This is a genomic window from Gorillibacterium sp. sgz306347 (genome assembly GCF_059735245.1).
Window position 1 is genome coordinate 63,299 of sequence record NZ_JCAPET010000014.1, and the last position, 26,819, is coordinate 90,117.

The 26,819-nt window shown below is 56.1% G+C and carries 19 protein-coding genes; 18 read left to right on the plus strand and 1 reads right to left on the minus strand.

The features are described 5' to 3' along the window. Positions 1-8: 8 nt before the first annotated feature. Positions 9-1,943: a glycosyltransferase gene (locus tag AC6I6H_RS09915; RefSeq protein WP_497953598.1), complete on the minus strand. Its 1,935-nt coding sequence runs from the start codon at positions 1,941-1,943 to the stop codon at positions 9-11. 196 nt (positions 1,944-2,139) lie between these two features. Here AC6I6H_RS09915 and AC6I6H_RS09920 point away from each other — a divergent pair, with 196 nt between their 5' ends. The 18 genes from AC6I6H_RS09920 to AC6I6H_RS10005 all read left to right on the plus strand — a co-directional run bounded on the left by AC6I6H_RS09920 (position 2,140) and on the right by AC6I6H_RS10005 (position 26,791). Next, positions 2,140-4,275 (plus strand): glycosyltransferase, encoded by a 2,136-nt coding sequence (locus AC6I6H_RS09920; protein WP_497953599.1) that lies wholly within the window; start codon positions 2,140-2,142, stop codon positions 4,273-4,275. A 40-nt stretch (positions 4,276-4,315) separates the two neighbouring features. Then, entirely contained in the window at positions 4,316-6,400 is a 2,085-nt protein-coding gene (locus tag AC6I6H_RS09925) for a glycosyltransferase (RefSeq protein ID WP_497953600.1), read from the plus strand. Positions 6,401-6,519: 119 nt separating this feature from the next. After that, positions 6,520-7,635 (plus strand): glycosyltransferase family 4 protein, encoded by a 1,116-nt coding sequence (locus AC6I6H_RS09930; protein ID WP_497953601.1) that lies wholly within the window; start codon positions 6,520-6,522, stop codon positions 7,633-7,635. After that, the gene (locus tag AC6I6H_RS09935) at positions 7,628-8,863 is read left to right on the plus strand and encodes a hypothetical protein (RefSeq protein WP_497953602.1); all 1,236 of its coding nucleotides are present in this window, start codon (positions 7,628-7,630) and stop codon (positions 8,861-8,863) included. Before AC6I6H_RS09930 ends, AC6I6H_RS09935 begins: the two co-directional genes overlap by 8 nt. Positions 8,864-9,527: 664 nt before the next feature. Beyond that, on the plus strand, positions 9,528-9,725 hold the full coding sequence (locus AC6I6H_RS09940; protein ID WP_497953629.1) for a cold shock domain-containing protein: 198 nt from the start codon (positions 9,528-9,530) through the stop codon (positions 9,723-9,725). 204 nt (positions 9,726-9,929) lie between these two features. Next, entirely contained in the window at positions 9,930-10,478 is a 549-nt protein-coding gene (gene hpf, locus AC6I6H_RS09945; RefSeq protein ID WP_497953603.1) for a ribosome hibernation-promoting factor, HPF/YfiA family, read from the plus strand. A 205-nt stretch (positions 10,479-10,683) separates the two neighbouring features. Next, positions 10,684-13,197 (plus strand): preprotein translocase subunit SecA, encoded by a 2,514-nt coding sequence (gene secA, locus AC6I6H_RS09950; protein ID WP_497953604.1) that lies wholly within the window; start codon positions 10,684-10,686, stop codon positions 13,195-13,197. Between the two features lie 375 nt (positions 13,198-13,572). Next, a protein-coding gene (gene prfB, locus AC6I6H_RS09955; RefSeq protein ID WP_497953605.1) for a peptide chain release factor 2 occupies positions 13,573-14,695 on the plus strand; the annotation gives its coding sequence in 2 pieces (ribosomal slippage) (positions 13,573-13,647 and positions 13,649-14,695; 1,122 coding nt in all). A gap of 303 nt (positions 14,696-14,998) precedes the next feature. Beyond that, the gene (gene argC / locus AC6I6H_RS09960; protein WP_497953606.1) at positions 14,999-16,048 is read left to right on the plus strand and encodes an N-acetyl-gamma-glutamyl-phosphate reductase; all 1,050 of its coding nucleotides are present in this window, start codon (positions 14,999-15,001) and stop codon (positions 16,046-16,048) included. Between the two features lie 80 nt (positions 16,049-16,128). Further along, positions 16,129-17,349: a bifunctional glutamate N-acetyltransferase/amino-acid acetyltransferase ArgJ gene (gene argJ / locus AC6I6H_RS09965; protein WP_497953607.1), complete on the plus strand. Its 1,221-nt coding sequence runs from the start codon at positions 16,129-16,131 to the stop codon at positions 17,347-17,349. Positions 17,350-17,384: 35 nt separating this feature from the next. Beyond that, entirely contained in the window at positions 17,385-18,179 is a 795-nt protein-coding gene (gene argB, locus AC6I6H_RS09970) for an acetylglutamate kinase (protein ID WP_497953608.1), read from the plus strand. Between the two features lie 20 nt (positions 18,180-18,199). After that, positions 18,200-19,387 carry an acetylornithine transaminase gene (gene argD, locus AC6I6H_RS09975; RefSeq protein WP_497953609.1) on the plus strand — a complete coding sequence of 396 codons (1,188 nt, stop codon included), beginning with the start codon at positions 18,200-18,202 and terminating at the stop codon, positions 19,385-19,387. Between the two features lie 55 nt (positions 19,388-19,442). Beyond that, positions 19,443-20,396, plus strand: a complete 954-nt coding sequence (argF, locus tag AC6I6H_RS09980) for an ornithine carbamoyltransferase (RefSeq protein WP_497953610.1) — start codon at positions 19,443-19,445, stop codon at positions 20,394-20,396. A 49-nt stretch (positions 20,397-20,445) separates the two neighbouring features. Beyond that, complete coding sequence (locus tag AC6I6H_RS09985) at positions 20,446-21,684, plus strand: argininosuccinate synthase (RefSeq protein ID WP_497953611.1); 1,239 nt, start codon at positions 20,446-20,448, stop codon at positions 21,682-21,684. 231 nt (positions 21,685-21,915) lie between these two features. Further along, positions 21,916-23,346: an argininosuccinate lyase gene (gene argH / locus AC6I6H_RS09990; protein WP_497953612.1), complete on the plus strand. Its 1,431-nt coding sequence runs from the start codon at positions 21,916-21,918 to the stop codon at positions 23,344-23,346. Between the two features lie 555 nt (positions 23,347-23,901). Next, complete coding sequence (gene ftsE / locus AC6I6H_RS09995; RefSeq protein WP_497953613.1) at positions 23,902-24,588, plus strand: cell division ATP-binding protein FtsE; 687 nt, start codon at positions 23,902-23,904, stop codon at positions 24,586-24,588. Continuing rightward, positions 24,578-25,483 (plus strand): permease-like cell division protein FtsX, encoded by a 906-nt coding sequence (gene ftsX / locus AC6I6H_RS10000; RefSeq protein ID WP_497953614.1) that lies wholly within the window; start codon positions 24,578-24,580, stop codon positions 25,481-25,483. The genes ftsE and ftsX overlap by 11 nt, the downstream gene beginning before the upstream one ends. Positions 25,484-25,495: 12 nt before the next feature. Further along, positions 25,496-26,791 (plus strand): murein hydrolase activator EnvC family protein, encoded by a 1,296-nt coding sequence (locus AC6I6H_RS10005; protein ID WP_497953615.1) that lies wholly within the window; start codon positions 25,496-25,498, stop codon positions 26,789-26,791. Positions 26,792-26,819 lie beyond the last annotated feature (28 nt).

Genomic DNA, 26,819 nt, shown 5'->3' on the forward strand with positions numbered 1-26,819 from the left:
TTTTATTTCTAGAGATTTAATAGAAACGGCAAAACCCTTGCTTCCGAAAAAGCAGCTTGCATTCTTTTTTTCATCTTGTCCCGTTCTTCGCCTGGTGGGCAGTTCTGCAGGTAGAGCGAATACAAGTGTGGTTTTGATTTGGCCAGCTCGATTGCCTTTTCCAGAAAGGGCAAGCTGTCCTCTTGCATATTCTGAGCGATATAAAATAAAGCGACATTCTCGTAACCGGTAATGCCAAGAAAACCCTGATCGATTAAGGTGGCATAATAATCAATGGCGAGGGCATAGTTGCCATGGGCAAAACAGTAGTCGCCCATAGCATTAAGCGTGTAGGTGGCAATATTGTCAAAATAGTTCAATACCCGTTCATATTGTTCCAGCAGCCCATAATTATAAAGGTCGATTAACAGGGCTTTAATGACTTCTCCATCGGGCATTGCAAGATCGTTCCTGCCCTCGTTACGCAACAAGTGTTTCATATGTTGAGCCAACGGCTCGTAAAGATCGTCGGAACGGATTTGATCCAGGTACTTGGGGTCCTCCCAAAGTAAAGCTGCCACGAAATGCAGTTTTATTGCTTGCTTATTGTGATGATCCTGACTGGTGGAACCTGCGTATTGTTCAAATAAGAGCATGTCCTTCTGGATAATCCCGTATTTCATCAGATTGTACGGGGAGACGGAGATGTTTCTCTCTACGCAAAGCTGATAATAATCACGGGCGAGCTCCTTGTTCCCTAAGCTCATTACAAGGTGAAGCAAGATAAGGACATTTTCTTCCTTGGCCGCAGGGTAAAATTGTTCCAGGAATGCGGCGACCTTGGATTGTTCTTCATGAAGTAGAAGGAGCTCCAAGAGCTGAAGCAGATGAACATAATCGGTCGGCTTTACTTTAATGATCAACGTTAAGTAATAGACGGCTTTTTGTGTATCAATCTGGTATTTGGAATAGATTAAAGCAAGCTTTTCGTAAGCCGAGGTTGTTCCGTAGTGAGAGGCAAGGACCCAGAACCGTTCCTTCCCGTGCGACTCGGCAACGGAGATGCTTTTTTCAAAGTCGGCAATTGCAAGATTGTACACTCCGTACTGAAGGTAGAGAGACGCCCGAAGAAAGTAAAAGTCTGAATAGTGAGGCCAAATCCGGAGGCCTTCTTCAATCAGTTGCATACAATCCGTCGCCCGGTTCAGGCTGCTGTTGGCAAGAATCATTTGGTAAAGGCAATAAGCGAACCACGATTCTTTTTTGGATGAACGCTTGTACGCCTTCTCATAATTGAACAGCGCCTTTTTAAAATTCCTCTGCACCATGAACTCGTTGCCTAATGTAAAGCTTTCGTAAACATCCAGCTTCTTTTCGGACAGAAGCTCATCGAAGATGGACTTGTTGCGATTCAGTTTGTCCTTTTCCTCGCGCACCGCAGTGAGGTAACCGGTATGATAGATGACAAAGTTGTACTTCATCAGTAACAGGTTATCTTGAACGGAGCTCACTTGTTCGTGGATGCGATTTCGGAAGCTTGTCTCCGGATGGTTCAAGAATAATCGCACGGCGGAGGATTCAATAAAATTGCCGTCTTTCTCATTGCCAACGTAATTAAAAATCGGAAGGATGAGCCCTACCGGCTGAGCCGCTTCGTACGATTCCAGATAGGTTCTCAGTTGCTGATGATCTTCCTGTTGAATGAACTCATCGGCGTCCAGCCACAGGATCCATTTTCCGGCGGCCCTGCTTATGCCGGCATTTCGGGCTGCGGAGAAATCTTGTATCCACTCAAAATCAATGATGCAATCGGTAAATTCGGCAGCAATTTCTTTCGATTTATCGGTAGACCCGGTATCCACAATAATGATTTCATCGACAAGGTCTTTCACACTTTCGAGACAACGGCGAAGAACTTTTTCTTCATCCTTCATAATCATACAAAACGAAATCAGCTTTTCCATAGGTCCTCCTGTCAACCATGTATCTATACTACTATATCGGATTTTGTGCAGCATCGTAACACTTGTTTTGGCAGATCAACCTGATACACGCCACTCTATATTTTCCAGAAGTTTTTTCTGTTGGTTAGAGAGGGAACTGTCGATAAAGGTTATAAGAGCCTCAGAAAACGGCCAAGAGGTATGGAGGAATTTATTTATGCTGACCAGCATCGTCATCGCCACCTATAACAAGCTTCCATACACCATTGAGTGTATCGAAAGCATTCGGCAATATACAAGACCGAACACCTATGAAATCATTGTGGTGGATAACAACTCGTCGGATGACACGGTTCAATGGCTTAAAGAACAGCCGGACCTTAAAGTGATTTATAACGACAAAAACGAAGGGTTTCCGCGCGCTTGCAACCAGGGAATCGAGATTGCGGCGGGAGAGGCCGTTCTTCTCTTGAATAACGATACGGTAGTGACAGCTAACTGGCTGGATCAGCTGCTTTCCAGCTTGTTTAGCGCAGAAGACGTAGGAGCTGTCGGTGCCGTAACCAACAGCGCCTCCTACGGCCAATCCATTCCGGTGGATTATTCGACAATAGAGGACATGCACTTTTTCGCAAAAAGCCATAATCACTCTGATCCGACACGGTGGGAAGAACGGCTTAAGCTTGTAGGATACTGCATGCTCATCAAAAGTTCTGTTTTGAAGGAAGTCGGCTTGCTTGACGAGCAGTTTTTCCCCGGGAATTTTGAAGATGACGATATATCTCACCGCATTAGAAGGGCCGGGTATCGGCTTTTATTGTGTAAGGACACGTTCATCCATCATTACGGGAGCGTTTCTTTTAAAGAGGTCCCGCCTGAATATGATAACCTGATGCGGAATAACCGAATAAAATTCTATCAAAAATGGGCGTTTGATGCGGCCAAGGGGTTTCTGGTGAACCTGGATATTGCAAAAGCGCTTAAAAATCACTTCGCGAATGATCATGAAATGAACGTGCTGGAAATCGGCTGCGGCTGCGGAGGGAACCTGCTGGACATCCGCAATGAATACCCCAAGGCGAATGTGTTTGGATGGTCCAGTAATGAGGCAGAGCTTGCAGCCGCCAGTTATATAAAACCGTTTCATCCGGTTCGAGCGGCGGACAAGCTGAGCACCCAGTTCAAAAGTGAATTTTTTGATGCGATCATCTTGAATAATGAGTTGAAGGGGGATTTTGCAACACCGGGGTACTTAGCCGAGCTCCAGGGTCTCCTTAAACCAGGGGGAATCCTTTACGTTCTTAATCCCAATCCGATTCAAACCAGCACGATAGGAAAGCTGCTAAACGGGGAGATCCCGAGAGGGCAATTCGCCTACCCAAGTCATGATGAACTAAAAGCTTTATTCGGTAAAGCGGCCTTTTCAGATATAACGCTGTACGTTGTAGAAGGGAAAGAGCCACTCTCTGGCAATGAAGCGGAGATTGTAAAGCACTTGGTGGGCGGCGGGGAATTTCAGCATCTTCACGTTAAAGAGTTTCGTGTCGTGGCGAGAAAAGAAGCGGAAGCGGAAATGGACGTCCAGTCTGAAATCAAGACGGTCATAAATCAGTTCATTCAACAGACGGCTGATGAAGAAAGTTTAAATAAATTCATTAATTTTGATCTTGATGATGTAATAACTATCCTTAATCAACAGGAAAGTAAAGTTGAACTTCTCAACTTCCTTGCCATCCGTTTGCTTGAATTTAACCATTACCAATTGGCTCAAGCTTACCTTAACAAAGCATTTGAAGAAGATAGTTCAAACTCAACCACCTTGTTTAATCTGGGAATGACCATGTATTTTATGGGGCAGCTGGAGCTTTCCCTTTCCTGGTTCGATCTTCTTCCGGAAAAAGATGAGAGAGTGACCGGCTGGATGAAGGATATTCAGGAAGAGCTAAACAAAAAAGAGGAATTGCAAAGCAACTTGAAGTTTATTTTGAGAAGAATTGAGTTTGATATCGAAAAAGAAGCTGCATTGGCAGAACTCATAAACGGGGTACAGCAGGATGCGTTTTCGTTGGATGCCATCCTTGAAACGATCTCGGAAACAACCATTCATAAAGCGGAGGTTCTCGGTGAACTGGCTGTTGTGTTTTTCTATAATGGCCTCGAGGAATTGACCATCCCGTTATTTGAACAGGCATTACTCTTTGCTCCTCATCATTCAGAGGTCCTGTTCCAACTAAGCTGTGTTTTGCATGAGATTGGAGAAAACGAAGCCGCACTGCTTTACCTGGAGCGAATCGAAGCCCCTAACGAAGAGGTTGCAAATAAAATACGCATGATAAAAGATACGTTGCATTGAGGAAACAGATTGATTTCTTAGCGCGGGAGGGTATGCATCCATGAATGATAAAAAAGTCTGTTTCATCGCATGCGTAAACGATGAGGTTTTGTTTACCGAAGCCGTAAACTATATAAAAAATTTGAGAATACCGGATGATTTCGAAGTTGAGCTTCTCCCTGTAACCGGCGCTTCCTCTATTACATCCGGCTATAACTTCGCGATGCAGCAAACGGATGCAAAGTATAAAGTATACTTCCACCAGGATACGTTTGTTCTCAACCGGGATTTTATTCTGGAAACGGTGGGGCTTTTTCAGCAAAACCCGCAGATTGGCATGCTGGGCATGATCGGCTCCAAAAAACAGGCGGTTGACGGAATTTGGTGGAACTCTGCAACCAAAATCGGAAAGGTTTACGAAAATAGTACCGGCAAAATGGACTTGGTTTCCTTCGCAGAAGTAACAGATGCATATGAAACGGTAGAATCACTGGACGGGTTTATTTTGATGACGCAGTACGATGTGCCCTGGAGAGAGGATTTGTTTAAGGGATGGCACCTCTATGATCAATCGCAATGTATGGAGTTTATTCGCAAGGGCTTTGAAGTGGCGATCCCTCGTCAAGAATCGCCGTGGTGTCTGCATGACTGCGGGATACTAAAGACAGAAAATGGATTTAATGATAGCCTTGCTTTATACAGGATGGAATATAGGAAAGAGTTGCTGAATTCTAGTTCAGATGCCGGAGCGTTCTATCCATCTGAAAAAGATGGCCGTACGAAGACAAGTATCGTGATTGTGACGGATAACGGGGCGGATAAACTCTCCCAATGCATTGAAAACATCCGAGCATTGACTCCCGGGGGGCAGTATGAACTTATTGTCGTTAGTGTGAATATAGCCGAAGAGGCTCTGGAATGGTTACGAAACCAGCCTTATTTAAAGCTTCTCGTCAATAACGAAAAGATAAGCTTGGCAGCTGCATACAACCAAGCGATTGGCGCTGCTGCGGGAGACAATCTCCTTTTTTTAAGCGACAGTGCAGTGGTTACCAAGGGTTGGCTTGAGAATTTAACCGGCGCACTTTATAGTGATCCTTCCATCGGGGCGGTAGGGCCGGTCACAAATGACTGCTTTACTTACCAAAAAATATCCGTCGAATATCGAAATTATAATGAGATGCAGCTGTTTGCTGAGCAGTATAATAAAAGCAACAAGGCAAAATGGGAAGAGCGCTTAAAGCTTGACGGATTTTGTATCCTTATTAAAAAGTCTGTCGTCGAGGAAGTAGGCGCATGGGATGAACAGCTTACCACGGGATATTTTGAGGATGACGATTATTCCTTCCGCATTTTGCAAAAGAACTACAAGCTGCTGCAATGCGGGGATACCTTTATCCATCACCACCGGGGATCTTCTTTTAAAGTCAGGCAAAACGATTACCTGGCAGTATTAAAAGAAAGCAGAGAACAATTTGAGACAAAGTGGGGATTTGGCCCGCATTACAGTACAAACATCCGCTTGGATGTCATCCGTTTGATTGATGAGCCGGTTGGAACTCCTTTAAAAGTTCTAGAGGTTGGCTGTGCATGCGGAGGAACGCTGCTGCAAATCCGAAATTATTACAAGGATTCCACGCTTGTCGGGATGGAGCTTAATCCGCATGCAGCCGCAATCGCCGGCACATTTGCTGAGGTTATTGCCGGAAATATAGAGCACCAGGTTCCGGATTATGAGCGCCATACGTTCGACTATATCATTCTGGCGGATGTTGTCGAGCATTTGTATGATCCATGGTCCGCCATTAATAATCTGGCTCCCTTGCTGAAAAAGGATGGAAAGATGCTTCTCAGCATTCCGAATATTATGCATTACAGCTTGATGAGGAATTTGTTGAACGGCAGGTTTGCTTATGAAGATGCGGGGCTTCTGGACCGCACACACGTCCGTTTCTTCACGCTTGCCGAGATTGATGAAATGATGCGCCGGGCGGGCTCCTCGTCTGTCCAATATTCCAAGACAAGCGTCGGTCCGACGGAAAGCGACATGCCTTTCCTTGAAAAGCTGGCCTCTATTGGGCAAGCGCCGATTGAGCAGTATACAGCCTATCAGTACCTCGTAAAAGCTTCCTTTGATCAACAATAAGACCAGGACGTAAAGAAAACAAATTGAGTCAATGTTCGCCCTTCCCCCCGCCCTTAACGCGGAATAAACTATACCGGTTTATTCCCGCTACGCCGGGCGGAAAGGAAGGGCGTGCCGCAATGCCGCAAAGACGAACGTTTGTCTGTCTGGCGCCGGGAATCTCCAACGTGCATCTGATCAAGGATCACGGGATGATTCCCTTTTTGTTTTACAAGGAGCTTGGATACGAGGCGGTCATCGTCACGTATGCCGGTGAATTTCCTTATGTGGACAACGAAGTGCGGGGGCTGCGAATGGAATTTATGCAGCAGCCGACCGGCAATTACGCCGAGGACGGGATGCGCTATCTACAGGCGCATGCGGCCGGGATCGATATTTTGTACGTGATCGGCATTTACGCCGAGACGCTGGCCTGGATCGACACGTACAAGCGGCTGAATCCGCGCGGCAAAATTTATTTGAAGCTGGATTCCAACGTCTGGTGGGCGAACCGGATTTCCATGAATCCGGGCATGGAGCGCTGCCTGCGGCAGTGCGATTTGATTTCTGTGGAAAGCGAAAGGATGCACCGTTACCTGACCCGCAAGTGGCCGCTTAAAGTGGCTTGTATCCCGAACGGCTATTACGACCCGGATCCCGCATCTCCACGGGTCGAGTTCAGTGAGAAGCGGAATCTGATTTTGACGGTCGGCCGGATCGGCATCTGGCAAAAGGCGAACGAAGTGCTGCTCGAGGCCTTCGCATCGGCCGCCTCGCGTCTGCCGGACTGGGAGCTGATGCTGGTCGGGGACATCGATCCGGCCTTTCAGAGCAGGATCAGGCAGTACCGGGCCGCTCATCCCGAAGCGGCGGCGAGAACGGTTTTTGCGGGGGCCATGACGGATCGGCGGCAGCTGGCGGAAGTTTACCGGCAGGCAAAGCTGTTTTGCCTGACGTCACGTTCGGAGGGGTATCCTCTGGTGTTCCCGGAGGCCGCCTGGTCTGGCTGCTGCATCATTTCCAGCGACCTGGATGCGGGGTACGATATTACGTCAAACGGGGAGTATGGCGCCGTATTTCCCCGGGACCAGGCGGCCGTGCTGGCGGAACGGCTGGCGGAGCTGGGCTTGGATGAGGCGCGGCTCCGGCGGATCTGCGGCGATATTCAGGAGAAAGCGCGCCGCCGGCATGACTGGCGGCTCATCTGCCGAAAGATTGAACTGCTGCTTCATCTAAAGGAGAATGCCGATGCGTGAATTAATTCGGTTGCATGCCCATATCGTTCTAAAAAACGCGGGACAGTCCGGTTTGGAGCCGGTGCTTTCGCTGGATGAAGGGGACGCGGGCAATTTCACCGTTCATACCAATGCGGAGCTGCTTCAGCACCTGGACCGGCTGCTGGCCGACCCGGCCGGGTCGGTACCGGGCGTCGGCCCCGGAGCACCGGGAAGGGAGGAGCCGTTTCCGGCGGTTGACCGGCTTGCGACGGTTGCGCTGCTGTTCCGGCAGCTAATGCAGGGGACGTACCGCCGGGTGCGGGCGCTTTTTGTCGGCGCTGGGGAAAGCGGCGGCTGCCCGGAGGCGATCCGCGTTGTGGCGCGGACGCTGGCGGCGTTTTCGCCCGACAACCGGGTCGTGGCGGTTCTCCTCGAGGGGGTCGGCGGGACAGCGAGCGGACCAGCGGCGGCTGCAGCGCGTTCCGAAAGTCCGTTATCCGGCGAAAAGACAGCCAACCGGGAGGGGGCAACATCTTCGGTCATTGAAAAAGAACCCGGCGTGACCGCAATGCGCTGCGCTTTGCTTGAGGAAGGGCTGGAAGCGTTGGCGGACGGCTTTTTTGATTTGATTTTCCTCCAAACGGAGAGCCATACGGACTCGGAACTTGCCGCCATGCTCGCCAATGCCGCCCGCAAGCTGAAGCCTGCCGGGCTATTGCTGGTACAGCTTCCCCCTGGTGCGGCCGAAGCTCATGACCGCCTCGCACGGGCGGTACGCTTTATGGCGATGGAGGGGCGGTACGCCCGGCTCGGCCACAGCGGAATCGGCTATGCCGTACTGTCGGATGCCGACAGGCGGGCATTAATGGAATGGGCTCAGCCGGTCCGCTCCATGCCGGCCCGGTTGACGGCAGCAATCACAGCCGCCGAAGAGGCCTTGCGTGCAACGATCGGCTTTGATACGGCCTGGGATACCGGCGACGTGTTTGCCCGCCGGCTTCGGCTGGCGCTGGAGAAGCTGGACCGGCTGGAGGATGCGCTGCTGGAGGAGCCGCGCCCCGATCTCCCGCTCAAGCTGGCGGCAAGCCGGCTGAAGGATATTTTGGCCGAACTGGCGGCGGTGGCGCCTTCCTGGACGGAGGAGGAGCGCAGCCGGTTCCTCGCCGAAAGGGGGCAGCCCCGGTATGCCGAATGGACTAAACGGCTCGCGGAGCTTTCCCGAACAAGCTTCGCCGGTTTCGACAGCTTCCAAACCAATCTCCAATAGGCCCATTGCGGCAGACGAAACCGCGCCCCGGTCCCGGTCTGCCGTTTTTTTTCGGTTTGCACGCAGCTTCCGCAAAAACGACAGGCTGGACTTCCAATCGTCCCGGCCGGGTTGGTCTGCCCGGATTCTCCGTCCACAGCCTCGGTCCGGTCAGCCAACCCTGTCTGTCTTTCACCCCCTCCAGCCGCCCCCGTTTTGGAATGCTCTTTCTCCCATTGTGCATCGTTTCCTTTGACCTACAAACCGGTCCTCAGACGCCGTTTTTCCTCGTTCTTTCGAACGCCCTACTGAAAAGCCCGGCTCGTTGTCCGCCTGCACCCCTGTCACCATTTGTCCACTTCTCCACAGAGTTATCCACAGGGTGTGTATAATGTGTGCAAATCTTTTCATCTCAATGAAAACAAGCTTTCAGAAGAAACACCCCTTGTGAAAAACCTGTTGATTGTCGAATTTTCAGAAGATTTGGTCGGAAAATGTCCGCTTGTACACGGTCCGCCCCGCGTCCTTTCGACCGGGTTTCGGAGCCTCCGACAAAGCGCGAAAAAAGGCGAAAATTCAAGGAATTGTGCGGGTTTTCACCAGTTTGACATTGATGTTGCCGGAATGTTATATTCGAATGGAAGCGGTAGCGCTTTATTTTGAAGACAGAAGGGAATGTTCGTGCATGCAAGGTCGTGTAAAATGGTTTAACGCAGAAAAAGGTTACGGTTTCATCGAAACGCAAGAAGGCGGCGACGTATTCGTGCACTTCTCCGCGATTCAATCTGACGGCTTCAAGTCCCTGGACGAAGGCCAACAAGTTGAATTCGACATCGTGGAAGGCGCTCGCGGACCGCAAGCAGCCAACGTTGTGAAGCTGTAAGAAGACGGCTGGTAGAAGAGCCGTTCCTACATAAATGGATCACTCGGCTCCAAGAAGCGCTCCGGTTTTTCCGGAGCGTTTTTTGTGGCCGGACACACGTTGAGGCGGAACCGCTTCAGCTCTTGAAAGCGATAACGGAATTGTAAAAGTATTTTGAAGGAGAAGCCGTTTTCGTCTATAATGGGGAGGAGAGGAGGAGTAAATATGAATTACACCATCCGCGGTGCCAATCTTGAATTGACTGATGCTTTGAAGGACTACGTTCAGAAAAAGCTCGACCGTTTGGAGCGCTACTTTGAATCTCCCCCCACATCCTCTGTAACCGTTACCTTGAGCGTGGTGCGCGACCGCCAGAACGTCGAGGTCACCATCCCGCTGCCCGGCGTGCTGCTGCGTGCGGAGGTTCGCGGAACCGACATGTACGCCTCCATCGACCTGGTGACGGAGAAGCTGGAACGGCAGATCCGCAAGCACAAGACGAAGGCGAACCGCAAAATCCGCCAAGTCAGCGGCATGAGGACGTTCGTCGAAGAGCCCGACGCGCCTCAAATGCATGAGGAGGATGAGCAATTCGAGCTTGTGCGCACGAAGCGCTTCACCTTGAAGCCGATGAACGTGGAGGAAGCGATCCTCCAAATGAACATGGTCGGCCACAGCTTCTTCGTGTTCTCCAACTCCGACTCTTCCGAAGAAGTCAATGTGGTGTACCGCCGCGACGACGGAACGTACGGTTTGATTGAACCGGCCCGTTAAGCCGTCCTGAATAAGCCAATTCAAACCCGGTTCCGGATGGGAGAAAACTCCTTGAAACGGATCGGGTTTTGCTGCGTATAAAAGAAGAATGCCGCCCGGCGGCCACTGCTTGAATTGTTGCTACATCTAGTGGAAACTGTTACAATTTTCTGTGTGCCCGGATGGGGTGCGCGGTCATTTATGCATTTTTGAAAGGGGTACACCCATGCTGGGAATCGTTAAGAAAATGTTCGGGGATTCCAACGAACGGGATATCAAACGGATGATGAGAACGGTCGAGCGCATCAACGGCCTGGAGGCGCAGTTCCAGGCGCTTTCGGACGAGGCCTTGCGCGCAAAAACCGCTGAATACAGAGAAAGGCACGAAAAGGGCGAGTCGCTGGAAGACCTGCTGCCGGAAGCCTTCGCAACCGTCCGGGAAGCGTCCCGCCGGGTGCTCGGCATGCGGCATTTTGACGTTCAGCTGGTCGGGGGCATGGTGCTTCATGACGGCAAGATCGCCGAGATGAAGACCGGGGAAGGGAAAACCCTCGTGGGCACGCTCCCCGTGTACCTGAACGCCCTTACCGGTAAAGGCGTCCATTTGATTACGGTCAACGATTATCTGGCGACCGTCGGCGCCGAGCAGATGGGCAAGATTTACGAGTTCCTCGGCATGACCGTCGGGCTGAACCTTCATAATATGGATCATTCGGACAAGCAGGCGGCGTACGCTTGCGACATTACCTACGGAACCAACAACGAATTCGGATTTGACTACCTGCGGGACAACATGGTGCTGTACAGCGAGCAAATGGTACAGCGGCCGCTCTATTACGCCATCGTCGACGAAGTGGACTCCATTCTGGTCGACGAAGCCCGGACCCCGCTGATCATTTCGGGACAAGCCGCCAAATCGACGGAGCTCTACACCGCCGCCGACCGCTTTGTGTCCCGGCTGAAGGAAGAAACCGATTATACGGTGGACATCAAGCTGAAAACCGTCATGCTGACCGAAGAAGGGGTCTCCAAGGCGGAGCGCATGTTCGGCGTCGAGAACTTGTACGACCACGCCAACATTACGTTGAACCATCACATTACCCAAGCCCTGAAGGCCCACGTCATCATGAAGCGCGACGTGGATTATGTCGTTCAGGACGAAGAAGTCATTATCGTCGATGAATTTACCGGCCGTCTGATGACCGGCCGCCGTTACAGCGAAGGGCTGCACCAGGCGATCGAAGCCAAGGAAAATCTGAAGGTGCAGAACGAAAGCATGACGCTGGCCACGATCACCTTCCAGAACTACTTCCGGATGTACCAGAAGCTGGCCGGGATGACCGGTACGGCGAAGACGGAAGAAGAGGAGTTCAAGAAAATTTACGGGCTGGACGTCATCGTCGTGCCGACGAACAAGCCGATGATCCGCAAGGACATGCCCGATGTTGTCTACAAAAGCGTCATGAGCAAGTTCCGCGCGGTCGTGGAAGAAATCGCGGTGCGCCACGCCAAAAACCAGCCGGTGCTCGTCGGGACCATTTCGATTGAAAACTCCGAGCTGCTTTCGGACATGCTGAAGAAAAAAGGCATCAAGCACCAGGTGCTGAACGCGAAGTACCACCGCGAGGAAGCCGAGATCGTTTCCCAAGCGGGCCAGCCGGGCGCCGTAACGATTGCGACCAACATGGCCGGCCGGGGGACCGACATTCTGCTCGGCACGGGCGTGGCGGAGCTTGGCGGGCTGCATATCATAGGTACCGAGCGGCATGAAAGCCGCCGGATCGACAACCAGCTGCGGGGCCGCGCGGGCCGTCAGGGCGACCCGGGTTCGTCCCAGTTCTACATCTCCCTGGAGGATGAGCTGATGCGCCGGTTCGGCGCCGAAAACATCAAGACGATGATGGAGCGGTTCGGCTTTGAAGAAGACCAGCCGATCGAAAGCCGTCTGGTCTCCCGCGCCATCGAGTCGGCCCAGAAACGCGTCGAAGGCAACAACTTCGACGTGCGGAAGGTCGTCCTGCAGTATGACGACGTAATGAACCAGCAGCGGAACATCATCTACAAGCAGCGCCGCGAGGTGTTGGAATCCGACAACATCCGGGGCATTGTCGAAGGCATGATTTACCCGACGCTGGAGCGCGCGGTCAAAGCGCACTGCCCCGAGGATCAAATCCCGGAAGAGTGGGATTACGAGGGCCTGATCAAATACATGCAGGCCACCTTCCTCCCCGACGAATCGCTTACCCGGGACGACCTCTGGGGCAAAGAGCCGGAAGAGATCGAGGAGATGCTCAAAGGCCGGATCGAGAAGCTGTACAACGAGCGCGAGGAAGCCATCGGCTCGGACAACATGCGCGAGTTCGAGAAGGTTGTCGTGCTCCGCGCGGTGGACAGCAAGTGGATGGACCACATCGACGCGATGGATCAGCTCCGCCAGGGCATTCACCTGCGCGCCTACGGCGGAACCGACCCGCTGCGCGAGTATCAGTTCGAAGGCTTCGAAATGTTCGGCCAGATGGTCGAGAGCATTCAGGAAGAAGTCTCGATGTATATCATGAAGGCGCAGGTTCAAGTGAACCTGGAGCGCCAGGCGGTCGCCGAAGGACAGGCGGTCGATCCGAGCGCCGGCTCCGAGCCCGCCGAGAAGCGCCCGGTCAAACGGGACGAGAAAGTCGGCCGGAACGATCCCTGCCCGTGCGGCAGCGGCAAGAAGTTCAAGCACTGCCACGGCCAGTCTTAAGCAAGGCGCCAAACGGGGTGCGAAATTCCCGTAACAGCTGCAAGGGAAAAGAGGGGCGGAAGGACCCGAAACCGTTCTGCGGAAGCGCAGCGATCGATGAACGGTTTCAGGGGGCCTGAAGCTCCGCTTTTTCCACTATCCCTTGTTTTCGGAGCGGCTCCGAAAACGGCCGCCCATTGGGGAAAAGAGAGCGGAGGGGCCTGAAATCGCTCTGCAGAAGCGCAGCGTTCGCCTTTGTTTTTGGAAGCCGACCGCGCCAGCCTTGATTCAAAGGCTTCCAAAAACAGCAGCGATCAAAGAGCGATTTCAGAGGGCCCGGAGCTCCTTTTTTCCAATCCTTGATTGTTTAGAACATAACGAAACGGAGCGATACCGATGTTTGATTCAGTGAAAGTGAAACAGGATTTGCGGGAAGTAGCCGCACGATTACATGCCCTTAGGGGGTCTCTTTGACTTAGATCTCAAAACGGAACAAATCGCCGACTTTGAGGAGAAGATGACCGCCCCCGACTTTTGGGACGACAACGACCGGGCTCAGAAGGTCATCGCGGAGCTGAACGCGATCAAATCGGTGACCGCCGACTTTGAAGCGCTGAACCGTGAATACGAAGACCTGGCCGTCATGCTGGAGCTGGTGGAAGAGGAGCAGGATGAAAGCATGCTGGCCGACCTCACCTCCGGCACGCGGGCTTTGGTCGACAAGCTGGAAGCTTACGAGCTGACGCTTTTGCTCAGCCAGCCGTACGACAAGCTGAACGCGATTCTGGAGCTGCACCCCGGTGCGGGCGGAACCGAATCGCAGGACTGGGCCGAAATGCTGCTGCGGATGTACCGCCGCTGGGCGGAAAAACGCGGCTTCAAGGTCGAGGTGCTGGATTACCTGCCCGGCGACGAAGCCGGCGTCAAAAGCGTCACGCTGCTGATCAAGGGCTACAACGCCTACGGCTACCTCAAAACGGAGAAAGGCGTCCACCGGCTGGTGCGCATCTCGCCGTTTGACGCGTCCGGCCGCCGCCACACTTCCTTCGTCTCCTGCGACGTCGTGCCGGAAATTGACGATACGGTCGAAATCGAGATCCGCACGGAGGACCTCAAGGTCGACACGTACCGGTCGAGCGGCGCGGGCGGGCAGCACATCAATACCACCGACTCCGCCGTGCGGATCACGCACATGCCGACCGGCATCGTCGTGTCCTGCCAGACGGAACGCTCGCAGATCAAAAACCGCGAACGCGCGATGACGATGCTTCGTTCCAAGCTGTACGAGCGCCGCATTGAAGAGCAGCGGCAGGAGCTCGCCGAAATCCGCGGCGAGCAATCCGACATCGCATGGGGCAGCCAAATCCGCTCCTACGTCTTCCATCCGTACAGCATGGTAAAGGACCACCGGACCGGAGCGGAAACCGGCAACGTCGGCTCCGTCATGGACGGGGAGATCGATTTTCTGATCGACGCCGCCCTCCGCAAGGAAATCAACAAAGAGCCGGAACAGGAATAAGCCGGAATGCATGAACATGCTAGAATCCCCTTCGGGGCGGCGCCGTTTGGCGCGCGCCCGAAGGGGATTTTTTGTTCGAGTAAGTTGGAATTTGCCGCTAAGGGCTGGCGGTCCGGCTGTGAATCCGTCCGGTGACTCGGGGAGTCCTGCGCCATCTTTCTTTTTCGCTTTACAGGATTGCCGCGTGCTATAATGGAAGAAAGCGACCTCCAAAAAAGGCGTTGAATTATCATGCATACATCCGTATAATAATACATATCTTTTTTCGGAAAACGGGCTTGCTGCAGAGAGAGGGGTTCGGGAATGACAAAGAAATTGCGGGCGGCGGTGGTCGGCTCCACCGGTTACGGCGGGGTGGAAGTGATCCGGCTTTTGGCGGGGCATCCGCATGTGGAGCTGGCATCGGTCGTTTCCTCATCCACCGCGGGCGTTCCGTTTGCAGAGGGGTTTCCGCACTTGAACGGACTGGTGGACCTGGAGCTGGACGGCATCGACATCCCCCTGCTGCAAAGCAAGGCGGACGTCGTTTTTACCGCCACGCCCCACGGCGTGAGTACGGAGCTGGTGCCCCGGCTGCTGGAAGCGGGGCTTACGGTCGTGGATTTGTCGGGCGACTTCCGGCTGAAGTCGGGAGAGGTGTACCGGGAATGGTACAAAAAAGAGCCGGCCGCGCGGGGTTATCTGGAAGAGGCGGTATACGGGCTTGCCGAGGTGTTCGGGACCGAAGTCAAGGGCAAGCGGTTCATCTCCAATCCGGGCTGTTATCCGACGGCCGCGCTGCTCGGTTTGATTCCGGCGGTTGCGGAGGGCTGGATCGACCCGGCCACCATTATCATCGATGCGAAGTCGGGCGTCTCCGGCGCGGGGCGCGGCCTGAGCCTGGGCTCTCATTATTCGGAAATCAACGAAAATTTCAAAGCGTATAAAGTGAATCAGCATCAGCATACGCCGGAAATCGAGCAGGCGCTGGAGCGGGTGGCGGGACGGCCGGTCACGGTGACGTTTACCCCCCATCTCGTGCCGATGACGCGGGGCATTTTGAATACGATGTACGCCAGCCTGACCGGCAAGCGGACGGCGGACGAGCTGGTTTCGCTGTACCGGTCGTATTATGAAGGCCGCCCGTTTGTGCGGGTTCGGCCGAAGGGCCAGTATCCGGCGACCAAAGAGGTGTACGGGTCCAATTACTGCGACATCGGCCTTTCCGTCGACGAACGGACCGGAAGGCTGACGGTGGTTTCGGTCATCGACAACCTGGTCAAGGGGGCCGCCGGACAGGCGATTCAAAACCTCAACTTGCTGATGGGCTGGGACGAGACGGCAGGTCTGACGGGGTATCCGCTGTATCCCTGATCCGAACGAAAGCGGACAGACGGAAGAACAGCCAGCTTATGGAACAAAAATGATGCCAACATACAGGAGCGGTGCGGAAAATGGGGAAACGTTTTGAACTTCTCCCGGGGGGCAACGTGACGTCGCCCAAGGGATTTCAGGCCGGAGGGCTGCACGGCGGATTGAAAAAGACGCAGCGGCGCGACCTCGGGCTCTTGGTCTGCGAAGTGCCGGCTGCGGCGGCTGCGGTGTATACGCTGAACGCGTTTCAGGCGGCGCCGCTCGGCGTGACCCGCGAAAGCATCGCGGCCGGCGGCAAGCTGCAGGCGCTGGTCGTCAACAGCGGCAATGCAAATGCGTGCACCGGCGCACAGGGCGAGGAAGACGCCCGCACCATGCGGCAGGCCGCTGCGGATGCGCTCGGCATCGAGCCGCTGCTCGTCGGCGTCGCCTCGACCGGCGTGATCGGCGAGCCGCTGCCGATGGAAAAGGTGCGGCGCGGCATTGCGGCGCTGCCGGGCGCTGTCGGCCCGGCGGGCGGCGACGACTTCTGCGAAGCGATCATGACCACCGATCTGGTGCAAAAGGCCATCTGCGTGCAGGTGGAAACGGCAGGCGGACCGGTGCGGATTGCCGGTGCGGCCAAAGGCTCGGGCATGATTCACCCGAACATGGCGACGATGCTCGGCTTCATGACGACGGATGCCAAGGTAGAGGCCGCCGACCTGCAGGGGCTGCTGAGCGAAGCGACGGACGCCACCTTCAACATGATTACGGTTGACGGCGACACGTCGACCAACGACATGGTGGTGGCGCTGGCAAGCGGCTTGAGCGGCAGCGAGGGGCTCGGCCCGTCGCATCCCGACTGGCCGGCCTTCCGGGACGGATTCCGGCATGTGGCGGAATACCTCGCCAAAGCGATCGCCCGGGACGGGGAAGGGGCGACCAAGCTGGTCGAGGTCCGTGTGGCCGGGGCGGCGGACGAAGAAGCCGCCCGCGCGATCGCCAAAACGGTGGTCGGCTCGAGCCTCGTCAAATCCGCCTGCTTCGGAGCGGATGCCAACTGGGGCCGGATCGTCGCGGCCGTGGGCCGGGCGGGGAAACCGGTCAACGTGAATACGGTCGACGTGCGGGTGGGCGATTTTCTCGTCCTGGAGCAGTCGCGTCCGGTTCCGTTTGACGATCCTGCGGCTACGGAATATTTAAAGGGAACCGAAGTTCAGCTTTTCATCGACCTGCACATGGGGGAATCCGGCGCCACGGCGTGGGGCTGTGACCTGACATACGAATACGTTCGGATTAACGCCGCTTACCGGACCTGAGGTCCGGCAGCCGGCCGGGAGAGGGGCTTTTGGCTTTGAACGAAAAGAATTTTGTCATCAAATGCGGGGGGAGCACGCTTGCGGCTCTTCCGGATTCTTTTTTTGCGGACCTGCGGGATTTGCTGCGGGAAGGCTGGTCGCCCGTCATCGTGCACGGCGGGGGACCGGCCATTAACGAGTCGCTGTCCCGGTTCGGCATCGAAAGCGAATTTGTCGGCGGCCTGCGGAAAACGAGCGAGCCCGTGCTCGACGTGGTGGAGATGGTGCTCTCCGGCAAAATCAACAAGGAGATCGTGCGACGAATTCAGGCCGCCGGAGCGGAAGCGGTCGGCCTGTCGGGCATCGACGGGCGGTTGATCGAGGCGGTTCCGGTGGCCCATGCGAACGAAGTCGGCCTCGTGGGCGACGTCGTCCGCGTGAACGGCGCGCTCCTGGAAGGCATCGCGGCGCTCGGTTACATACCGGTCGTTTCGCCGGTCGGCCTGGCCGAGGACGGCAGCGGCCGCTACAACATCAACGCCGATACGGCGGCGGGCGCCGTCGCCTCCGCGATCAAAGCCAAACGGCTGATCGTGGTGACGGACGTTCCGGGCATCCTGAAAACGGTGGACGGCGAAAAACGCGTCCTGGAGCGGGTGACCACGCGGGAGATCGACGAGATGATCGCCTCGGGGGAAATTTACGGCGGCATGATTCCCAAAGTGAAGGCAGCGGTGCAGTGCATCCAAGGGGACGTGAGCGAAGCGGTGATCGTGGACGGCTCGGTGCCCGGCATTCTGAGCCGGGCGGTGAAGGCCGAAGCGGCCGGCACACGGATCGCCAAAGCATAAATCAGAATGGAGTGAACGGAATGGCGGAACAGGAAAGCGCCCTTTTTCAAAACTATGCCCGGTACCCGATTACCCTGGTCAAAGGGGAGGGCAGCCGGCTTTACGACGATACCGGGAAGGAATACCTCGACTTCATGTCCGGTCTGGCGGTCACCGGTCTCGGCCATGCGCCGCAGGCGGTCAAAGAAAAGCTGGTCGCCCAGCTGGATGAGCTGTGGCACTGCAGCAACCTGTTCCACAACCCGAATGCGGAAAAGCTGGCCGGTCTGCTGACGGCCAATAGCGGAGCGGACGCGGTGTTTTTCTGCAACAGCGGAGCGGAGGCGAACGAGGCGGCGATCAAGCTGGCCCGCCGGTACAACCAGAAGGTGCTCGGCAACGCACGCTATGAAATCATCACCTTCCACCAATCGTTCCACGGCCGCACGCTGGCGACCTTAACGGCCACGGGGCAGGAAAAGGTAAAGGACGGCTTCCTGCCGCTGCCGGAAGGGTTCGTGCATGCGCCGTTTAACGACCCGGAAGCGCTGGAAAGCTATATAAACGACAAAACCTGTGCGATTATGCTGGAAATGGTCCAGGCCGAAGGCGGCGTTCTGGAAGCCGATCCCGTTTTTGTGCAGGAGATCGTCCGGCTTTGCGGCAAATACGACCTTCTGCTGATCGTCGACGAAGTGCAAACCGGCATGTGCCGGACCGGCAAGCTGTTCGCGCATCAGCACTACGGCATCGAGCCGGATATTTTCACGCTGGCCAAAGCGCTCGGCAGCGGCTTTCCGATCGGCGCAATGCTCGGCAAAGCGAGGCTGAAGCCGGCCTTCACGGCGGGCAGCCACGCCAGCACGTTTGGCGGCACGCCGATCGCGGCGGCGGCAGCGCTTGCCACCACGGAGATCATGCTGAACGACAAACTGGCCGACCGTGCGGCGGAGCTGGGCGAGTACCTCCACGGCAAGCTGGAGACTGCGCTGGGGAACAACCCGCGCGTAAAGGAAATTCGCGGCATAGGGCTGATCTGGGGCATCGCCTGTGACGGTCCGGTGGCGGAAGAAATCGCCGCCATTCATGCCAAAGGGCTGCTGGTCGTTCCGGCCGGCCCGAATGTGATCCGGCTGCTGCCCAACCTGCTCGTGACCCGCAGGGAGATCGACCGGGCGGTGGAGATCATCTCATCCGTTCTCGTCGGCCAGCCGGCAGCCAGCAAATAACGAACGGGAACGGCGGCAGGATTCGCAAGGAGTACACGCGAAGGAGACAGTGGCTATGAGTTTATTGAAGACTTATCAAATCGAAGGGCTGAAGGGGCGGGACTTTGCCGCGCTGGGCGATTACACGCCGGAGGAAATCCGCAGCCTGATCGATTTTGGCATTGAATTGAAGCGGCTTAACAAGGCGGGCGAGGTTTATCAGCCGCTGAAGGGCAAAACCCTCGGCATGATTTTTGAGAAATCGTCCACCCGCACCCGGGTTTCGTTTGAAGTCGGGATGTACCAGCTGGGCGGGCACGCGCTGTTCCTGTCGCGCAACGACCTGCAAATCGGCCGGGGCGAGCCGATCGCCGACACGGCCCAGGTCATGTCCCGTTACCTCGACGGCATCATGATCCGCACCTTCGCGCACAAAACCGTAATCGACCTGGCGCGGTCGGCGACAATTCCGGTCATCAACGGCTTGACCGATTTCGCCCATCCCTGCCAGGCGCTCGCGGACTACATGACGGTGCTGGAGCACAAAGGCAGGCTGGCGGGGCTGAAAATCGCCTACGTCGGCGACGGCAACAACATGGTGCATTCGCTCATGGTGGGCGCCGGCAAGCTGGGCCTGCACATGGCGGTCGCCTCCCCCGAGGGCTACATGCCGGAGGAGGGCGTGCAGAAGATGACGCGCGAATTCGCCGAGCAAAGCGGCGGCTCGCTGCTTGTGACCACCGATCCGCGGGAAGCCGTCGAAGGCGCGGACATTGTATACACCGACGTATGGGCGAGCATGGGCTTTGAGGAAGAGCAGAAAATCCGCGAAAAAGCGTTTGCCGCTTACCAGGTTAACGAAGAGCTGATGAAGGGGGCCAAGGAGGATTATCTTTTCCTCCACTGCCTGCCCGCCCACCGGGGCGAAGAAGTGAGCGGAGGCGTCATCGACGGCCCGCATTCCATCATCTTTGACGAAGCGGAAAACCGGCTCCATGCGCAAAAAGCGATCATGGCAGCTTTGATGTAAGAATTGGCCTTATAAGGCGAAACGGACAACGAAAGCGAGGATCAAGCGCATGGCGAAAGATAAAATCGTGCTGGCCTATTCCGGGGGACTGGACACCTCTGTCATTTTGGCCTGGCTGAAGGAAACATATGACGCGGAAATCATCACCTTCACGGCCGATATCGGCCAGGAGGACGAGCTGGACGGGCTGGAGGAAAAGGCGCTGAAAACGGGCGCAACCAAAGCGTATATCGACGACCTGAAGGCGGAGTTCGCCGAAGACTTTATTTTTCCGATGTTCCAGTCGGGGGCTTTGTATGAAGGGCAGTACCTGCTCGGCACCAGCATCGCCCGCCCGCTGATCGCCAAACGGATGGTCGAAATCGCCCGCAAGGAAGGCGCGTTCGCCATCGCCCACGGCGCGACCGGCAAAGGCAACGACCAGGTCCGCTTCGAGCTGACGGCGGCGGCGCTTGCGCCCGAGCTGGAGGTCATCGCGCCCTGGAGGGACGAGAAGTTCCGCGAGCAGTTCCCGGGCCGGGCGGAAATGATCGCCTATGCCGAAAAGCACGGCATCAACGTACAGGCGACGGCCGCCAAGCCGTACTCCACCGACCGCAACCTGCTGCACATCAGCTTTGAGAGCGGCATTCTGGAGGACCCGTGGTTCGACCCGAGCGCCGAGTCCAACAAGGACATGTTCGTGCTGAGCGTTTCCCCCGAGGACGCGCCCGACACGCCGGAATACATCGAACTGGACTTTGAAAAAGGCGACTGCGTCGCCGTAAACGGCGAACGCCTGAGACCGCTTGAAGTGATGCAGAAGCTGAACAAGCTGGGCGGCAAACACGGCATCGGCCGCGTCGACATGGTGGAAAACCGCTTTGTCGGCATGAAGAGCCGGGGCGTATACGAGACGCCGGGCGGTACGATCCTGTTCACCGCGCACCGCAAAATGGAATCCCTGACGATGGACCGCGACGTCATGCACCTGCGCGATTCGCTCATCGCCAAGTACAGCGAGCTGGTGTACAACGGCTTCTGGTTTGCGCCGGAACGCCTTGCGCTGCAGGCGCTCGTTGCCGAGAGCCAGAAAAACGTCAGCGGCACCGTGCGCCTGAAGCTGTACAAAGGCAACGTCATCGGCGCCGGCGTCAAGAGCGACGTCAGCCTGTACAACCCGAACATCGCCACGATGGAAGCCGATCCGACGCAGGCGTACAACCAGGGCGACGCGGCGGGCTTCATTCGCCTGAACGCCCTGCGCCTGAAAGTCGCCTCCGGCGTCGAGCAAGCCAAATCCCAATAACCTTCGGCGGTTTTGGGGTTGACCTTTTCGCCCGGGAGTCAGGAAGGAAGGTTTGGAGCCGCAGGAGCGTAGCGTCCGCCTTTGGTTTCGGATTGTTACCGGTGAAAATTATTCCATACAATTCCGAAACCAACAGCGGCCGGAGGCCCAAAGGTTCCTGGATGACTTATTCCGGGCGAATTTTGTTCAGCGCCGCAACCCGCCGCAGCCCACGAAAGAGAGGATCCGCCCGTGTCGAAATTATGGGGAGGACGCTTCACGAAGCCGACCAACCAGCTGGTAGAAGAATACACGGCCTCCATTACGTTCGATAAGGAACTGGCCGAAGAAGACATAGAAGGCAGCCTGGCCCATGTGGCCATGCTGGGCAAATGCGGCATCATCCCGCAGGAGGACGCCGACAAGATCAAGGAAGGCCTCCTCCGCGTGCTCGGAACGATCCGCCGCGGCGAAATGGAATACGCCGTCGGCGACGAAGACATCCACATGAACGTGGAAAAGGCGCTTATGGCCGAGATCGGCTCCGTCGGCGGCAAGCTGCATACCGGGCGCAGCCGGAACGACCAGGTCGCCACCGACATGCACCTGTATTTGCGCAAACGGGTGGTCGAGCTGACCGGTCTTTTGCTGAAGCTGCAGGAAGCGCTGCTCGCGCAGGCGCGGGCGAACCTGGATACTATCCTGCCCGGCTACACGCACCTGCAGCGGGCCCAGCCAATTTTGCTGGCGCATCACCTGCTGGCCTACGTGTCGATGTTCCAGCGGGACATCGGCCGCCTGCAGGACAGCTACAAGCGGATCAACGTGCTGCCGCTCGGCGCCGGAGCGCTGGCCGGCACCACGTTTCCCATCGACCGGCATTTCGTTGCCGAGCAGCTCGGCTTTGACGCCGTCTACGAGAACAGCCTCGATGCGGTCAGCGACCGCGACTTTATCGTCGAGTTCCTCTCCGGCTCGGCTCTGATCATGGCGCACCTGTCCCGCTTGTGCGAGGAATTCGTGCTATGGTCCAGCACCGAATTCGCCTTCATCGAGCTGGACGATGCCTTTTGCACCGGCAGCAGCATCATGCCGCAGAAGAAAAACCCCGACGTCGCCGAGCTGGTCCGGGGCAAGACGGGCCGGGTATACGGCAACCTGTTCGGCCTTCTGACCGTGCTCAAGGCGCTGCCGCTGGCCTACAACAAGGACATGCAGGAGGACAAGGAAGGCATGTTCGACACCGTCCGGACGCTGCAGGGCGCGCTTCAGCTGTTCGCCCCCATGGTGGCGACGATGAAGGTGCGCAAGGACCGGATGCGCCAGGCGGTGAACAGCGACTTCTCGAACGCCACGGACATCGCCGATTACCTGGTGACCAAAGGCCTGCCCTTCCGCCAGGCGCATGAAGTCATCGGCCGCATTGTCCTGTACTGCATCGAAAAGGGAACCGTTTTGCTCGACCTGACGCTGGACGAGTTCCGCGGCTTCTCCGAGCTGTTCGACGAGCGGATTTTCGAGGTGCTTCAGCCCGAGCAGGTGGTGAACGCCCGGGACGTCTACGGCGGGACGGCGCGCGCCCAGGTGGAGCAGGCGCTGGAGCGGGCGGAGCAGGCCGCGCGCGAAACGGCTTCCTGGGTCGAAGCCTACACAGCAAAAAACGGAGGCGCCTTCGCGGATTAGAAGGGGCGGCAAGAAGGCGGAAGGAGAAGCGCTCCCCGCAGTCGTGACGGACTCATTCGGATAATCTATCTATTGCTTCACTTTCTATATATTAGATGTTTCCGAGTGGCCCAAGCGCCGCATCGTCGCATGTGAAAAAGTCCGGTTTTCCCCCGCGAAAACCGGACTTTTTTTGGATTTTTCAGATATTTCGACGGCAAAACGGCCGTTTTGCCTTGTACATCGCCAGGGCCTCATGTACAATAAGATTCGTGCCGGGCGAAGCAGGCTGCTTCGCCCGATCTTTTTTGTTCGGTTTTTTTGACCGATCGTCTATCAAGTCGGCCGAAACCGCCGGTATCTTTCATAGATTTGCCGCCATTCGCTCCATCCCGCTCCTTGATTGTCCGGAGGACCGTCGGTCGCCCGAATCCCGGGCCGTCCTCTTGCGGCGCCAAGGCGAAGCGAAATGCGGGGACAATTGTGAAAAAACAACGTACTTTGCCGCCCGAAGAAAGGATTTCGGGCTTCATTGTCGAATGGGTTAGGGCTTACTAGCGACAGGAAGTGATACAAATGATCGAAATGAACGATGTTTGGAAAACGTACCCGGACGGAACAAGCGCCGTGCGGGGCATCAATCTGAAAGTCGGCGTCAACGAATTTGTCTACGTGGTCGGCCCCTCCGGAGCGGGCAAATCCACGTTCATGAAAATGATCTATAGAGAAGAAAAACCGACCAAAGGGACGATTTTTGTCAACGGCTTCAACCTGGGCAAGCTGAAGGCGCGCAAAATTCCGTTTGTCCGGCGCAACATCGGCGTCATTTTTCAAGACTATCGGCTGCTTCCGAAGCTGACCGTCAGCGAGAACGTGGCCTTTGCCCTCGAGGTGATCGAGGCGCCGAAGCGCCTGATCCGCAAGCGCACGCAGGAAGTGCTGGAGCTCGTGAACCTGAAGGACAAGATGGCCTCGTACCCCAACCAGCTGTCCGGGGGCGAGCAGCAGCGCGTGGCCATCGCCCGCGCCATCGTCAACAACCCGGCGGTGATTATCGCCGACGAACCGACTGGCAACCTGGACCCGGAGGCGTCCTGGGGCATCATGAAGCTCCTGGACGAGATCAATTACCGCGGCTCCACCATCATCATGGCCACCCACAACAAAGAGATCGTCAACACCCGGCGCAGACGGGTCATCGCGATCGAAAAGGGCCAGATTGTCCGTGACCAGCAGAGAGGGGATTACGGCTATGAAGATTAGCACCCTCGGCAGGCACTTTCGGGAAGGCGGCAAAAGCGTTTTCCGCAACGGCTGGATGACCTTTGCGTCCGTCAGCTCGATCACCATCTCGCTTTTTATCCTGGGGCTTTTTCTGATGCTGGGCATCAACCTGAGCTACATGTCCGATCAGATCGAAGACCAAGTGACCATAAAAGTATTTTTACAGCTGGAGACGCCGGATTCGGTCCGGCAGGAGATCGAAACGTCGATCCGCCAGCTGCCCAACGTGCAAACCGTAACGTTTGTATCCAAGGATGAGGCGCTCCAGCGGATGCGGGACATCATGGAAGACGACCTGGAAGGCCTGGAAGGGGAAAACAACCCGATGCCGGACGGCTTCGAGGTGCAGGTCCGCGAGCCGCGGCAGGTGGAGGCGGTTTCCCAGCAGATCCTGGCTTTGAACGATACGCAGGAAACGCCCGTCATTGAAGACGTCGAATACGGCAAGGACACAATCAACGCGCTGTTTAAGGTCACCACGATCGTCCGCAACGTGGCCATCGTGTTTGTCATCGCTCTCGTATTTACCTCCATGTTCCTGATTTCAAACACCATCAAGCTGACGATTTTGGCCCGCAACCGGGAAATCAAGATCATGAAGCTGGTGGGCGCGACGAACGGCTTTATCCGCTGGCCCTTTTTTGTCGAAGGGGCGCTGATCGGCTTTCTCGGGGCGCTGATTCCGACCGTGGTTCTGGTCTATGGCTACAGCGCCATTCTGGATCCCATGCAGCGCAACCTGGCGACGGCCTTTCTCAAAATGGCTCCGTTTGCGGATATCGCTTATCCCATAGGGGGCGTGCTCATGGCAATCGGACTCGTGATCGGGGTTTGGGGCAGCTTGATTTCAGTTCGTAAATTTTTGAAGGTGTAGGAGGACGGAAAGTTGAAACGGACCTGGACCGCATGGATCGCTATCGCCGCCGCAGCCGCCTTGACGCTGCAACCGCTGGCCGCTACCGCGGGAGCAAAGGAAGACATCGACCGTCAAATCGCCGAAATCCGACAGAACGAACAGAAAGCGGCCGCCGCCCAGAAGAACGCCGATCAGAAGGCCCGGCAGCTGGGGGAGCAAAAGGAACAGCAAATCGTCACCATGAACGACCTGCAAGCGGATATCAAAACGCAAACGGCCCAGCTGAACAAGCTGGAGCATCAAATAACGGCCACCAGCCTGGAGCTGAAGGAAGCCGGCTACAAGCTGGAAGAAGCAGAGGACCGCGTCGCCAAGCGGGACACGCTGTTGAAGTCGCGCGTGCGCATGATGTACAAAAAAGGACCGGTCTCTTACCTGGATGTGCTGCTCAAAGCAACCAACTTTTCGGATTTTATTACCCGGATGGACTCGGTTCAAAAGCTGGTCGGCCAGGACCGCAAAATTCTGGACGATAACAAAAACGACCGCAACGAGATCGCCGAGCTGAAGAAAAACGTGGAGACGAAGCTGGCCGAGGTCAAAGGCTTGTATGCCGAGGCCGAAGCGGTCAAAGTCACGCTGATGGATAAGGAAAAACGGGTCAAGGCGGTCATCGCCAGCCTGTCAAAGCAGCAGGAAGATGCGGAAGAAGCGAGCGAGGAGCAGGAAGCCAATCTGCTGAGCCTGGCCCGCCAGAAGCAGCAGCTGTACAGCGAGAAAAACGAAATTCTCGCCAAGGAAAAAGAAGAGCAGGAACGCAAGGAGCGGGAAGAAGCGGAGCGCCGCCGGCAGGAAGCGGCCGCTGCGGCAGCCGCCAGCCAGGGCGGAAGCGGCGGCGGAGGGTCCCAAGGCGTTGCGGTTTCGGGCAACGGCCAGCTGGCCTGGCCGGTTCCGGCGAGCGGCACGATTTCCTCTTCCTTCGGCTACCGGATCGACCCGATCAAGGGCTACCGGAAGCTGCATAAAGGCATGGACATTGCCGCGCCGCGCGGAACGAACATCGTCGCCGCGGAAAGCGGAACGGTGCTGATCGCCTCCTGGGTGAGCGGCTACGGAAACACCGTCGTCATCGACCATGGCGGCGGCATGTGGACCTGGTACGGGCATATTATGGAAGGCGGCATCTACGTAAGCGAAGGCCAGCAGGTGGAACGCGGACAAGTGATTGCCGGCGTCGGCAACACGGGAGATTCGACGGGCAACCACCTGCACTTCGAGGTCCGGATCAACGAAAGTCCGGTAAATCCGCTGCCCTACGTCCAATAAGAATACTAATACGGCCCCGAAGCTCATA